Below are 12,726 nucleotides of genomic sequence, written 5' to 3'. Positions count from 1 at the left end.
CCATCCCCTCAATTACTTTTACGCCCACTTCTCCTCTTGCGTTTTATCTTAAAATTTCTCATGCTACTTGAAATGATGACTTGATAATTACGTCCCGCTAGCGAACCCGAAAATTGGGCATCCTGCTGATTTCTCGATTGTCTTAAACCTTCTGCTATTCCTCCTCCTTCGCGGCTTTTCTTTTGAATGTCCTTACCGAATAAAGGGGCAGATATATAATAATGAGTTTTTTTATCTTTGACATCCAAACATAGTTTACTCTGCCTTTTTATTTATCTTTTTCGTGATTCCCAGTTTGCCGAAAGATCTGCTCGTATTGGTTGCCGCATCCATGAGTTAGATTCTTATTTTCTATGTTCATGTGGGCAATTCAGTAATATCAACGTTCATATGTTCGGTAAGCATTAAGGTTACATCCACTTTCACTTTGCTCCATAATAATGTCATTTTATGAATGTAACCTCTCACCGAATAATCTACCGTTAAACTCAGCTCAGATCTCACTTCATCTATGATTTTAATATGATGTTCCTTTAGCCTTTGTTTTGATTTGTACATCTCTAAAGCAATTTTCTTTTGAGTACCGTCCAAGTAGTCAACATACACAGATTTCATTTTGAAGTTTGAAGCGTATATTTTATGTTTATCTACCTCCAGAGCACCTAAAAGATAAGGGAGCTCTACCACCCTCTTCACGAGTGAAAGTTCCTCGAAAGTCTGTCGCACTTTACACGCCTCCTTCTTCAAGTTTTACAGCGACCAATTGATCAAAATCGACCCATTCAAATCCATTCTCCATTTCAATTTTGATTTTCTTTCCAAAGGTACTGACTGAAGTGACGATCCCGTGTATATCCCGATTGCCTGACTCAGTAAATATTTCAAAGGTGGCTTGCAATGTATAATTGAGCGACATATCTATATTTTGTGTAATAATCTCCCACTCATCTTCATGGATCAGCGGTTTCGTTAGATAATGAACTTGAGTACGATGCTGTATAATTCGTTCTTTATGTTGAGGAAGCATCATGCGGCTCGATTCCCATAATCCATTGGCCTCCAGTTTTTTGCTCATTTATAATGCCCCCCAATTTTAGATGCTCGATCGATCGCTTGACCCGCAGCCGTAATGGAGCTTGCTCGTAGAATGGCAATGTCGCCAAATCGATCCTTAATATCGTCCATCACCTGATCAATGGCCCGTTTCTGCTCTTGATCATCAAAAAAAGATAGTTGATATGTATCCGCGTTGGATAATTGAGACAGGGATACGCCTACACGGCGCACAGGTTGCCCATCCCAGTGTTGATGAAATATGCGTTTGGCTATCTTGCATACATCAACGGTTATGTTTGTAGGATCAGACAGTTTCACCTGCCTGTGAAAACCAGTGGGGTGGTCAAAATCCGCTCCAGACACACTCACAGATACTACACTACTCATCAGTCCCTTTTTGCGGGCTCTTCTGCATACTTCTGTGCAGATATCGAGAATAACCACTTCGATCTCCCAAGCCTCTGTGAAATCTCTAGGTAGGGTCATTCCGTTTCCAATATCTTTTTGTGTACTGTGCGTGTTGACGGTTACCGGCGAATTGTCGAGTCCATTTGCGACTCGCCAAATGACTTCTCCATTAACACCCCACTTACTTCTTAATTTGGAAAGAGGCGTATTCGCCAGGTCTCTAATGGTTCGGATGCCCATCTTCCACAGATGTTTTTCCATTCTGGAGCCGATCCCCCACATATCGCGGATGGGCCTATCTCCAATATGGAGGTGTAACTCCTCTTTTTTTAAGTGGAAAATGCCCCCCTCTGCTTTTTTAGCGATCATATCGCAGCATAATTTACTGATGATTTTGTTTTCACCAATGCCAGCTCTCGCGTAAACGCCTGTTTCATTATAGATTTTGTCTTGAATTTGCTTGGCCAAATCAACTGGATCATTACCGAATAGATGCATAGACCCTGTAAAATCAGCGAATAATTCGTCTATACTGTACGGTTCGACCAGATCGGTGAACTCTTCAATAATGGACATGATTTGAGTGGATACTTCGATATATTCTTGCATGTGTGGTCTCACAATGATCAGTTCAGGGCACTTCTGAAGAGACTGCCAGAGTGGTTCCGCGGTAGACACACCCTTCGCCTTGGCTAGTGGACAAGCGGCAAGGATAATTCCAGAGCGTCTTGCGGGGTCTCCCGCAACAGCTAATGGTCTATTTTTGTATTGAGGCATTTTTGCCTTTTCGACTGAAGCATAAAACGACTGCATATCAATGAGCATAATGGTTCGTTGCTTAGTCAACACTGTAATCACTCCTGTACTTTTAAGAACGTATGTTTGTATATATTATAGACCGAACACATGTTCTTTATGCAAGAGGTAAATATTTATATTTAGCTTTTGAAAACCCTTGGACACCATAATGAACTGTAGACTGGATATTGTCAGCCACTGTAGCCATCAAAATAATTAATTCTTAGTTTTATTATTGATGCACAAAAAACCAAGTACTTGTCTCACAAAGTGATAAGTACTTGGTCTATTTGATAGAATTTAAAGATTGGATCATCTTTCGTTCGAGTGCAAATTATATTTCCAAATCCAATCTTTCCCCGTTGGATTCAATCACCTTTTTATACCAGTGGAAACTGTCCTTTTTACTTCTTTTCAGGGTACCACTGCCCTCGTTATCCTTATCTACATAAATGAATCCGTAGCGTTTCTCCATTTCGCCAGTTGAGGCACTAACGATGTCGATGCAACCCCAAGCCGTGTAGCCGATAAGATTAACGCCATCGAGGATAGCTTCTCTCATTTGTTCGATATGATCTCGCAGGAAATTGATCCTGTACGTATCATGGATAGAGCCATCCTCTTCGATGACATCAACCGCTCCCAGACCATTTTCAACGATCATTACAGGGATTCTATACCGATCGTACACATGATTGAGTACGTAACGAAGTCCAACTGGATCGATTTGCCATCCCCAATCATTTGCCTTCAAATATGGATTTTTGAATCCACCAAAGACATTCCCCTGGGTCTCATCACCCTCTGGGCGGGTACCCACTACATGAGATTTGTAGTAGCTGAAGCTATAAAAATCAACACAGCCTTGTTTTAGCACTTCTACGTCTTCTTCTGCCATCTCAATCTGAATATTGTTCTCATTAAAATATCTCTTGGCAAAGTCAGGGTATTCCCCTCTAACTTGCACGTCACTGCTCAGCATATTGTTAATCTGATCCATTCTCAGAGCCTTCAACATATCTTCCGGTTTACATGTACTTCCGTAACCATGACTATAATTAATCATGCAACCGATTTGGAACGCCGGATTAATCTCATGAGCAAGCTTGACAGCTTTTGCACTTGCTATAAATTGATGATGTAAAGCCTGGAATCTTAATTGCGTACTATCCACAACCGTATTGTTAAATACACCACTATCATCAACTAATAATGCCCCTGCTATATATGCACCTGCTGGAACAATTAAACTATTGATCTCATTAAATGTAATCCAGTACTTCACGACATCCTTGTAACGGGTGAAAATGGTCTCACAATACCGTACGTAGCAGTCGATCATCTCTCTGGAAGCCCAAGCATTGAACTTCTCAGTTAGCGCAAACGGAGCTTCGTAATGTGAGATCGTAACGATGGGTTCAATATTATACTTTTTCAGTTCACTGAACACCTTGTCGTAAAATTGAAGTCCTGCTTCATTTGGCGTTATATCGTCCCCGTTGGGGAATATTCTGGACCAAGCAATGGACATTCTGAAGCATCGAAAGCCCATCTCTGCAAACAGACGGATATCTTCTTTGTAATGATGGTAAAAGTCTACTGCCTCATGGGAAGGATAGTTTACGCCCTCCTCAATGTGTTTAGTGATCCGTCTTGGAATAGTATGCGTTCCACCCGTCATCATATCTGCTGTACTTGCCTTTTTACCATCAATGTTCCAGGCACCCTCGTATTGATTCGCCGCTGTTGCGCCGCCCCACATAAAAGAGTCCGGGAATACGGTTGTGTTCTTCATTGGAATTCCTCCTTGTATTCTTATATGATCTTCATTAGTTTTTCACCGATCATAATCGATGGTTTGTCTATACCAATTACATCTGTAAAGTCATCTGAATTCGTAACAATAATAGGTGTAGTCAGATCATAACCTTTGGCGGCTATTGCATCTGTATCGAATTCGATAAGTAAATCCCCAGCTTTTACTTCATCACCTTCTTGTACATGCACCTTGAAATGTTCACCTTTCAGCTTCACCGTGTTCATGCCGATATGAACGAGGAGTTCAGCCCCATTATTCGAGCTAATACCGATTGCGTGGAAGGTAGGGAATACCGCGGATATGACACCATCGGCTGGTGAAACAAGCTTTCCAACTGTAGGTTCAATGGCGATCCCTTTTCCCATAGCTCCAGTTGCAAAAGCTTCGTCCTTTATTGTTGATAACTCTAGAACTCGACCAGTCATTGGTGCTATGAGCACATGTTCAGAAACACTAACAACAGGCACACGGTTTGTTGAAGATGAATTGGCTGGTGTTTGTTGATCCTCTCCATCCTCAGGCACATCTTCAAATCCTAAAATAAGCGTCATCAAGAAGGTAACAACAAAGCCAATGACCAGACCAATTGCTGCATGGATTAGGTTCCATGGATTATCTGTGATAAATGCTGGCAACGTAGCCAAGCCGGCAATGCCTAGAGCAGATCGAGCTACTCCGAACAAGCCAACGTATATTCCGCCTACAATACCACCAATGACAACAGCGATCAGCGGTTTTTTCAACCGTAGATTTACACCAAACAATGCAGGTTCGCTAATTCCTAACAGCGCAGTTACGCTAGTAGAGTATGCAACTTGTTTAAACGCCTTATTTTTGGTTCTTAATGCGACCGCGAGCGCAGCTGCACCTTGAGCAATATTGTGTACGAGCATACCTGGGCCAACAATGCCATCAGTTTTTGTCTGCGCATAAGCAGTGAGGACAACGGGTCCCAAACTATAGTGCATCCCCGTCAGAATCAGGAATGGGAATGCTCCGCCGATAATACCAGACACTAACCATCCTGCGTGTGTATTGACATAGGATACAGCAGAAGCAAGATAGTTACCGGCAATTGCACCCAATGGTCCTAGAATAATTAATGTTAGAGGCGCCATAACAAGGATTACAACTAAAGGTTTCAAAATGGATTTGATCACGGAAGGAGAATACTTTTCAGCAAATCGTTCCACATATGACAGGATCCATACAGCTAGAATAATTGGAATAACGGAAGAAGAATACGTTGCTTGTGTAACAGGCAGACCGAAGAACGTAACAGGCTCACCCGCAGACATCAACGCCGAAAAGCTAGGATGTAACAAGATACCCGCAATGGTTAACGCAAAACCCACATTAGCTTTAAGTTTAACAGCAGCACTCCAGGCGAGCAGCATTGGCAAGAAGTAATAAGCCGCATCCCCGACGAAAGTCATAATCGTATTAAATTGACCGTCAAGGTCAACGAGATCAAAGGTTTTCAAAATAAGAAGAACTGCCTTAATCATGGCGCAACCAATCATCGCCGGTAGGATAGGTGTAAAGATTCCGGAAATCGTGTCCAGAACAGTGGAGACTTTTCCTTTTTTCACAGTTGGAGTATCATTCTTGCTTGTAAAGTTCCCTAGTTGCGCAAGGGCTTTATAGACGTTGTTGACCTCATTACCAATAATGACCTGATACTGACCTCCACTACTGGCAACGCCCACAACTCCTTGTACGTTTTTCAGTGCTTCGTTGTTTGCAATCGACTCGTCTTTCAAATTAAAGCGCAACCTGGTAGCACAGTGTGTAACACTTTCAATGTTTTTTTCACCACCAACAAGTTTTAGAATGTCGGTAGCCGTTTGTTCATGTTTCATTTTTGTTCCCCCTTCAATGTATTATTCTACAAAAAAAGACCTAGAGTTCTATCGAATATAGATATGCTCTATACACGATGGAACTCTAGGTCTTGCCTGCATCACCAGTAACAATCCTAGTATAGTCATTATGGAGCGATGATGGGTCAATCCCTTTCTTCATCAGTCACCCTTTTGATATGAACAGTTAAATACACCAATTCGTCTTCGGTTAATTCTTTCCCATAGTCTACCCGAATCAACTGCGCAATTCTTAGACTACATTGGTACTCTAGCTTATATTTTTCTTTAATAATATTGAGGAAATCGTTATCATTACTTTTCATCACCGTATTGTTAAACAGACGATAGGCAAAAAACTTTAGATGCGTGATCAGTCTAGAGTAGTGAAGGGAGCTTTCGTTAAAGTGAATTTTGAACTGATAACGAATAATATTTAAAACCTTTTGAATCAATTGTGTCATCTTCATGGTATCTTCCATTTCAGATCCGAGCTCTGCATTGACAATATGAAGCGCAATAAATCCAGCCTCATCTTCAGGCAACGTAATGTTGAATTCTTGATTAATCATATCCAAAGCCTTCAAAGCCACTCGATACTCATTGGCGTAGAATGCTTTAATTTCAGACAATAACGCATTGTTGAAGTTCATTCCCTGTTTATAGCGTGATACGGCGAAGTTAATATGGTCTGTTAGCGTCAAATATATATTTTCATTCAGCTCTTTATCCAAGGACTGCTTGGCATATTGAATAATACTATCGGACACACGGATGTACTCCATCGGAATCTGCGCGAGCAGGGCATATAATTTGCCAGTTACATTTTTGGACTTCAGGAAAAATTCTTTCTCAATCTTCTCTGTGTCCACATCGTCTCCTTTTTTCTTCTGAAAACCAATGCCACTTCCTAGAAGCATCATCTCCTGGCGTCTTTCATTTACAGCGCAGACGACATTATTATTAATAATTCGCGTGATTTTCATACGAATCTCCTTTTAAAATGAAACGTTAACAGAATTTAGCAAATAAAAAAGACCATTAATAGTGCACCCATGGTATTAAACTCTACATGTTTGCATATTAATCGGTCTTGCCTGCTGATCAGTAACAATCCTGATTATATTCATTATTTACTTGTACGATTATCTTAGTGGAAGGCGTTAGATTTGTCAATATGGTCATTTGAAGTACTGATGGGGCATTTGCCTGAATAAAACAAGAGGATATCTCCCCTATCCTAGCTTACTTAATTAACTTATTTACAGTGATCATCAGTTCATCCAAAACTTTGTGATCGCCTTCTGAAATGCGTTCAATGACACAGCTTTTCATATGATGTTCCAAAAGCTGCTTTCCTACGCCATTCAATGCGGATTGAATGGAGGCAATTTGGTGCAACACGTCATCACAATACGTATCCTTCTCAATCATTCCTTTTACTCCACGCACTTGCCCTTCAATCCGATTCAACCGGCTAATTAATTTTCGCTTTGTACTCTCCGAATGATGGCTTTTCCGCTCGTTTGAAGATGTATGGTCACATGAGGCGGCCTCAAGTATCGTATCATCCATGTAGATCAACTCCTTTATTAACACATTACCATCCCCCCCTACCCTATGTAAAGGGAGCAAGAAGTATCATGGTACGTGCTAAGAGAACGGCTTGTCATCAACCAAGATTGAATCGGTTGGGCAACCATCTACTGCATCTTGTAAGCATATTATACCCTCCACTCCTACAAAGATATATCAGTCAAAGGTATATTTTTATTAAGAATAACCCCGGTCAAAAGTTGACCGGGGTCGTAAGAGTTACTTAACTAACTCACTGATTTCAGTGAGATTTTCGGCAAAGCCTACAAAGACCTTATCTCCAATGACAATGGTTGGAACAACCTGTTTGCCAGTCAACTTCCAGACTTCCTCAGCGTACTTGGCATCTTCTTCACAATTGTAATCCGTATAGGGAAGCTCATGCTCTTTAAAGTAACGTTTAGCATAATTGCAATCGCTGCAGGTTGGGATTGAATAAATCTGAATGGATTCCGTCATGCCCAATTACTCTCCCTTGTATTTCAATATATATTACGCTCCGACGTTATATCCTTTTTTACGGATCGCTTCTTCAATTTCAGCGATTTGAACTTTAGAATCGTCAAATCGAACTTCTACTGTTCCTTGTTCAAAATTAACGTGCCCTTCAGCTCCAATAGCGCTAATTGCACCTTCAATTTTAGTTACACAAGAACGGCAAGACATACCTTGAATTTTTACAGTTGCTTCTTTCACTGTTTTCACCCCCTTTCAAGCGTCATAGACTTCAAGTTTTCCAGTGTCATTCGATTAACGAATTTGCTGAACTTTTCTTTGCCTTTTGCATGCATCTTATAATAATCAACAATTGCGGTAACAAAAGGAATAAGCTGATCCTCCGTTAATCCGGAATGTAGCAGCTTGGCGAAGGAGGGTTTAAGCCCCTTCGACTCGCCACCAACATAAACATCGAACTTATCGCGCATCTTTACGATCCCAATATCCTTAATCAACGGTTCACTAGTGCCTAAGGCGCATCCAGCATATCCAATCTTGAGTGGTGTAGGCGTCTCGATACCGGAAATGGCCTGATTTAAATTTTTGGCTGTTTCCATGCCTGCTTCTTCTGCACCTCTACAAAAGTTGCAAGCGATCAGACTTTTGGTTACAAATCCTGCAGGGTTTATTTCAAGACCGTGATCCTCAAGTTCATTTGTGATCTGCTCTCGTTGTTCAATCGATACTTCTGCGTAGAGTTGCTTAAAGGGTGTCATCTCCACTTTTGAATCTGGACTAATAATCTCGCCAATTTTAACTAGTTGCTCCGGAGTGAATAAGCTTCCACCAAGTTGGATTGCTGGACTAATCGCTATTTTAATTTGATCTCGCATGCTCATACCTCTCTACTCACTTACATCTACTACAAAAGGTACTGTAAAAACTTCCCCATCATGTTGGAATTGGCCCCAGATTTTATAGATTCCGCTATGCGGGAAGGAGGTCATAAATTCCGCTTTTGGACCTGGTGCCTTTTCCTCTGTTGGATGAACATGCAGATATTGCTCTGCATCCTCAGAAAGGATAACAACATGACCTACAGCACCGAGGTATTGTTCAAGATTATTAATCCCTTCGTTCGTTGACGCATCCATGATATTAAAGGTCAGATTTACGTCGTTGTTGGCCTTTTTGGTACTCAATGAAAGTTCGATTTTTTTACCATCCACTTCTTTTACAAGGTTGGAATCCGCATGAACAGGCTTTTGGGCTTTTTCTTGTCCCCCAACGTTCACCCATTCACTGAGTGCAGTACTCGCTCCACCTTTTGGAACAAAGTCGGCAAGGATTTTGTATTCGCCACCGACTGGAAATGAAGTTTCAATCGCAAACTTTCCATCGCCTTTATAATCTGGATGAATGTGATTAAAGTAAGAAAGATCTTTACTCACCACGATAAGGTGCATTCGTTTTTCGTGGCCCATCTCAAATTCATTAACCGGATTTCCATCGGCGTCCGTGATTTGAATTGTCAGATGCGAATTTTCATTGGCCTTCACATCTGATGCAAAGGAGAACGAGGCTTTAAGGATACTTGCTGTTGAATCAGCATGAGGCCCTGCATGATCATGACTCGCACCTTCAGTTTCAGAATTCTTCTCAGTATGATTCATACCACCATGTCCATCTGTATGTGCACTTTCTTTAGGGGTTCCGCAAGCAGACAACACACCGAAAGCTAAAACACCGGTTAACATTAGCATGATTTTTTTACTCCTCATCATCATTATGTTCGCTCCTATTCTAGTACTTTGACTAGTGACGTACTTTTACGCGTTGCAATCGCAGGGCGTTTAGAACGACGGATACCGAACTCAAGGCCATCGCTGCTCCTGCAACCCATGGTGCTAACAGACCGATAGCTGCAATAGGGATGCCTAAAGTGTTGTAACCAAGTGCCCAGAACAAGTTTTGCTTAATGTTGTTCATAGTCTTACGACTCATGTAGATAGCATCAGGAATACTGGATAGATCGCCGCGCATAAGTGTTACATCAGCTGCTTCCATCGCTACATCTGTCCCCGTACCAATCGCCATACCAATATCTGCAGTTGCCAAAGCCGGTGCATCGTTAATACCATCGCCAACCATGGCCACTTTTTTACCTTGAGATTGCAGTTTTTTCACTTCTTCCGCTTTTCCTTCCGGCAAGACCTCTGCACGAACGTGGTCAATACCTACTTGAGCAGCGATGGCTTTTGCCGTCCGTTCATTGTCACCTGTAATCATAATGACCTGAATGCCCATTTCTTTCAGACGGCTCACTGCAGCTTTCGAAGTTTCTTTAATCGTGTCTGCTACAGCGACCATACCTGCATATTGGCCATCAATGGCAACCAGCATCGCGGTTTTGCCCGCTTCTTCCAAACGTGACATCGAATGATAAGCTGCTTTTGCATCGATATTATACTTTTCCATCAGTCGACGTGTACCCACGAGTAGTTGTTTACCTTCAACCGTTGCCTGGATTCCGAAGCCCGGAAATGCTTCAAAGGATTGTGTTCCTGGTAGTTCGATATTTCGTTCCTGGATGCCTACAACGATGGCTTCTGCAAGTGGATGCTCAGAATTTTTCTCTGCAGCTCCAACAAGTTTCAGGAATTCATTTTCATTGCCAAGAGCGACGACGTCAGTCAATTCAGGTTTACCTTTTGTAACAGTACCGGTTTTATCCAGAAGGATCGCATCAATTTTATGCGTCTGCTCCAGATGCTCTCCGCCTTTGAACAACACCCCTAGTTCAGCCGAACGACCAGACCCCGCCATAATGGATGTTGGGGTTGCAAGTCCAAGTGCACAAGGACATGCGATAACAAGAATCGCAATTGCTTTTTCTAACGAACCTGCAAAATCGCCTGGTGTAACCCAGAAGTACCAAACCACGAAAGCAACTATTGCAATTCCTACAACGATCGGGACGAATATGCCAGAGATCACATCGGCTACCCGCTGAATTGGTGCCTTTGATCCCTGAGCTTCTTCAACAACCTTAATAATTTGTGCAAGAGCGGTTTCTTTACCTACTTTGGTTGCTTTGATCCGAAGAATACCGTTTTTATTAATCGTAGCTCCAATCACAGCATCTCCGACTTGTTTCTCTACTGGAAGGCTTTCGCCCGTAAGCATGGATTCATCTACAGATGAGATCCCTTCCAGCACCTCTCCGTCTACAGGAACTTTATCTCCTGGGCGAATAAGGACAACATCTCCTACAATGACTTCATCCACTGGAATGGTAAGTTCTTTGCCATCCCGAACCACTAATGCCGTCTTCGCCTGCAGACTCATCAGTGATTTAATTGCCTCTGATGTTCGGCCTTTCGCAAGTGATTCAAACAATTTACCCATAAGAACCAAAGTAATAAGGACCGCACTCGTTTCATAATACAGGGATGGACCATGATGCATCCCGTCAGCCATACTTGACCATTGAATGGTCAAATATAAACTGTAGAAGTACGCTGCAGAGGTGCCAAGTGATACCAACACATCCATATTCGCACTCCCATTCCGGAGAGCCTTATACGCACCCACATAGAACTGTCTACCAATATAAAATTGTACTGGTGTAGCCAGAATTAGTTGGAACCACGGATTCATAAACAATTCCGGTACATAGATCCATGAAGTGAACGAGAAGTGACCTACCATAGTCCACAACAACGGCAAGGAAAGAATTGCCGAAATCAGTAATTTCCGTTTTTGATTGCTCAGTTCTTTAGCACGATGCTCACTTGCACCACCACTGGAACCGTCTGCTTTGCTGATCGCTGTATAACCGAGTTTTCTTACCTTGTCTTTCATGTCTTCGATGGAAACTTCACCAGGAGAAAATTCAACTCGAGCCGTTTCCATGGCGAAGTTTACTGAAGCGTTAGTCACGCCGGGCAATTTGTTCAGGCCCTTTTCAATTTTGTTCGCACATGCTGCACAGGTCATGCCTTCAAGATTGAATTGCGCAACCTCTGATACGGAACCATATCCAAGTTTTTTGATTTTTTCCTCAAGTTCTTTCATTTCCACTTTCGTGGGATCATACGTTACACTCGCCTTTTCCAAAGCAAAGTTAACATTTGCTGATGTGACCCCGTCCATCTTACCGAGGCCTTTTTCGATTTTGTTTGCACAAGCTGCACAGGTCATACCTGTAATTTGTATACTCGACTGTTTTGTCTGAGCCGCTGCTGTTGCCACAATAACTCACTCCCCTCATCGTCCATTACTTACGCTACTTCGTAGCCTTGCTCTTCAATAACTTCTTTAATTTGCTCCAAGGAGACTTGATTTTCATCATACGTCGCTTCAACCGAATCATCACTGAGGTTCACCTTGCCACTCACTCCAATTTCTTTCAGAGCACCTTCGATGGAGTTTACACAATGTTGACAGCTCATACCTTGTACATTCAATACAATGTTTTTCATCTTATTTCGTCCCTTCTTGTGGGTAATTTTTTGGTTTAGTTTGACCTAAACGATGGGCTGTACTCTCGAGGCCAGTTCCTCAGGTCTCGTTGACCTCTTGTTAAATACTATACCCCCCTACCCTATATTTAGTCAACATCTTTTTATACCCCTCCACCCTATATGAACTATCTTTCTCGTTAGCTCAATGAATTTATGGAGAGAAGAACCGATTATCTGTATGCTGATCGGTAATCGGACCATGTTCATGTCCTTGACTTGGGAA

The 12,726-nt window shown here is 42.0% G+C and carries 14 protein-coding genes; all 14 read right to left on the bottom strand.

Annotation, left to right across the window (positions count from 1 at the left end):
- Window positions 1-8: 8 nt before the first annotated feature.
- A complete protein-coding gene (locus tag AC4E8D_RS17000) occupies window positions 9-248 on the bottom strand; it encodes a hypothetical protein (RefSeq protein ID WP_260632763.1) in 240 nt (79 codons plus the stop codon).
- A gap of 109 nt (window positions 249-357) precedes the next feature.
- The gene (locus AC4E8D_RS16995; RefSeq protein ID WP_036613922.1) at window positions 358-726 is read right to left on the bottom strand and encodes a YhjD family protein; all 369 of its coding nucleotides are present in this window, start codon (window positions 724-726) and stop codon (window positions 358-360) included.
- Window position 727: 1 nt separating this feature from the next.
- The gene (locus AC4E8D_RS16990) at window positions 728-1,075 is read right to left on the bottom strand and encodes a YolD-like family protein (protein WP_100527527.1); all 348 of its coding nucleotides are present in this window, start codon (window positions 1,073-1,075) and stop codon (window positions 728-730) included.
- Window positions 1,072-2,289, bottom strand: a complete 1,218-nt coding sequence (locus tag AC4E8D_RS16985; RefSeq protein WP_221821766.1) for a DNA polymerase IV — start codon at window positions 2,287-2,289, stop codon at window positions 1,072-1,074. The genes AC4E8D_RS16990 and AC4E8D_RS16985 overlap by 4 nt, the downstream gene beginning before the upstream one ends.
- 307 nt (window positions 2,290-2,596) lie before the next feature.
- Window positions 2,597-4,057: a glycoside hydrolase family 1 protein gene (locus AC4E8D_RS16980; protein ID WP_221821428.1), complete on the bottom strand. Its 1,461-nt coding sequence runs from the start codon at window positions 4,055-4,057 to the stop codon at window positions 2,597-2,599.
- Window positions 4,058-4,077: 20 nt separating this feature from the next.
- Window positions 4,078-5,943, bottom strand: a complete 1,866-nt coding sequence (locus AC4E8D_RS16975; RefSeq protein ID WP_449004686.1) for a beta-glucoside-specific PTS transporter subunit IIABC — start codon at window positions 5,941-5,943, stop codon at window positions 4,078-4,080.
- A gap of 146 nt (window positions 5,944-6,089) precedes the next feature.
- Window positions 6,090-6,929 carry a BglG family transcription antiterminator LicT gene (licT, locus tag AC4E8D_RS16970; RefSeq protein ID WP_076250546.1) on the bottom strand — a complete coding sequence of 280 codons (840 nt, stop codon included), beginning with the start codon at window positions 6,927-6,929 and terminating at the stop codon, window positions 6,090-6,092.
- Between the two features lie 259 nt (window positions 6,930-7,188).
- Entirely contained in the window at window positions 7,189-7,518 is a 330-nt protein-coding gene (locus tag AC4E8D_RS16965; RefSeq protein ID WP_047843212.1) for a metal-sensitive transcriptional regulator, read from the bottom strand.
- A 240-nt stretch (window positions 7,519-7,758) separates the two neighbouring features.
- Complete coding sequence (locus AC4E8D_RS16960; protein ID WP_074095290.1) at window positions 7,759-7,998, bottom strand: glutaredoxin family protein; 240 nt, start codon at window positions 7,996-7,998, stop codon at window positions 7,759-7,761.
- A 33-nt stretch (window positions 7,999-8,031) separates the two neighbouring features.
- Window positions 8,032-8,235 carry a heavy-metal-associated domain-containing protein gene (locus tag AC4E8D_RS16955; protein WP_221821426.1) on the bottom strand — a complete coding sequence of 68 codons (204 nt, stop codon included), beginning with the start codon at window positions 8,233-8,235 and terminating at the stop codon, window positions 8,032-8,034.
- A 5-nt stretch (window positions 8,236-8,240) separates the two neighbouring features.
- Window positions 8,241-8,870: an NAD(P)/FAD-dependent oxidoreductase gene (locus AC4E8D_RS16950; RefSeq protein WP_221821425.1), complete on the bottom strand. Its 630-nt coding sequence runs from the start codon at window positions 8,868-8,870 to the stop codon at window positions 8,241-8,243.
- A 12-nt stretch (window positions 8,871-8,882) separates the two neighbouring features.
- Window positions 8,883-9,764 carry a DUF8832 domain-containing protein gene (locus tag AC4E8D_RS16945; protein ID WP_260632761.1) on the bottom strand — a complete coding sequence of 294 codons (882 nt, stop codon included), beginning with the start codon at window positions 9,762-9,764 and terminating at the stop codon, window positions 8,883-8,885.
- Between the two features lie 28 nt (window positions 9,765-9,792).
- Window positions 9,793-12,180 (bottom strand): heavy metal translocating P-type ATPase, encoded by a 2,388-nt coding sequence (locus tag AC4E8D_RS16940; RefSeq protein ID WP_486094569.1) that lies wholly within the window; start codon window positions 12,178-12,180, stop codon window positions 9,793-9,795.
- A gap of 80 nt (window positions 12,181-12,260) precedes the next feature.
- Window positions 12,261-12,461, bottom strand: a complete 201-nt coding sequence (locus tag AC4E8D_RS16935; protein ID WP_047843207.1) for a cation transporter — start codon at window positions 12,459-12,461, stop codon at window positions 12,261-12,263.
- Window positions 12,462-12,726: the final 265 nt, after the last annotated feature.

The organism is Paenibacillus sp. SRL342, assembly GCF_984798905.1.
This window is presented reverse-complemented; position numbering and strand designations above follow the sequence as displayed.

Bases quoted from the DNA above. Each gene is read 5' to 3' on its own strand.
- AC4E8D_RS16935 (WP_047843207.1), bottom strand. From the start codon at position 12,461: ATGAAAAACATTGTATTGAATGTACAAGGTATGAGCTGTCAACATTGT.
- AC4E8D_RS16950 (WP_221821425.1), bottom strand. From the start codon at position 8,870: ATGCGAGATCAAATTAAAATAGCGATTAGTCCAGCAATCCAACTTGGT.
- AC4E8D_RS16945 (WP_260632761.1), bottom strand. From the start codon at position 9,764: ATGATGATGAGGAGTAAAAAAATCATGCTAATGTTAACCGGTGTTTTA.
- AC4E8D_RS16965 (WP_047843212.1), bottom strand. From the start codon at position 7,518: ATGGATGATACGATACTTGAGGCCGCCTCATGTGACCATACATCTTCA.
- AC4E8D_RS16990 (WP_100527527.1), bottom strand. From the start codon at position 1,075: ATGAGCAAAAAACTGGAGGCCAATGGATTATGGGAATCGAGCCGCATG.
- AC4E8D_RS16980 (WP_221821428.1), bottom strand. From the start codon at position 4,057: ATGAAGAACACAACCGTATTCCCGGACTCTTTTATGTGGGGCGGCGCA.
- AC4E8D_RS16985 (WP_221821766.1), bottom strand. From the start codon at position 2,289: ATGCTCATTGATATGCAGTCGTTTTATGCTTCAGTCGAAAAGGCAAAA.
- AC4E8D_RS16940 (WP_486094569.1), bottom strand. From the start codon at position 12,180: ATGACCTGTGCAGCTTGTGCAAACAAAATCGAAAAAGGCCTCGGTAAG.
- AC4E8D_RS16975 (WP_449004686.1), bottom strand. From the start codon at position 5,943: ATGAAACATGAACAAACGGCTACCGACATTCTAAAACTTGTTGGTGGT.
- licT (WP_076250546.1), bottom strand. From the start codon at position 6,929: ATGAAAATCACGCGAATTATTAATAATAATGTCGTCTGCGCTGTAAAT.
- AC4E8D_RS16960 (WP_074095290.1), bottom strand. From the start codon at position 7,998: ATGACGGAATCCATTCAGATTTATTCAATCCCAACCTGCAGCGATTGC.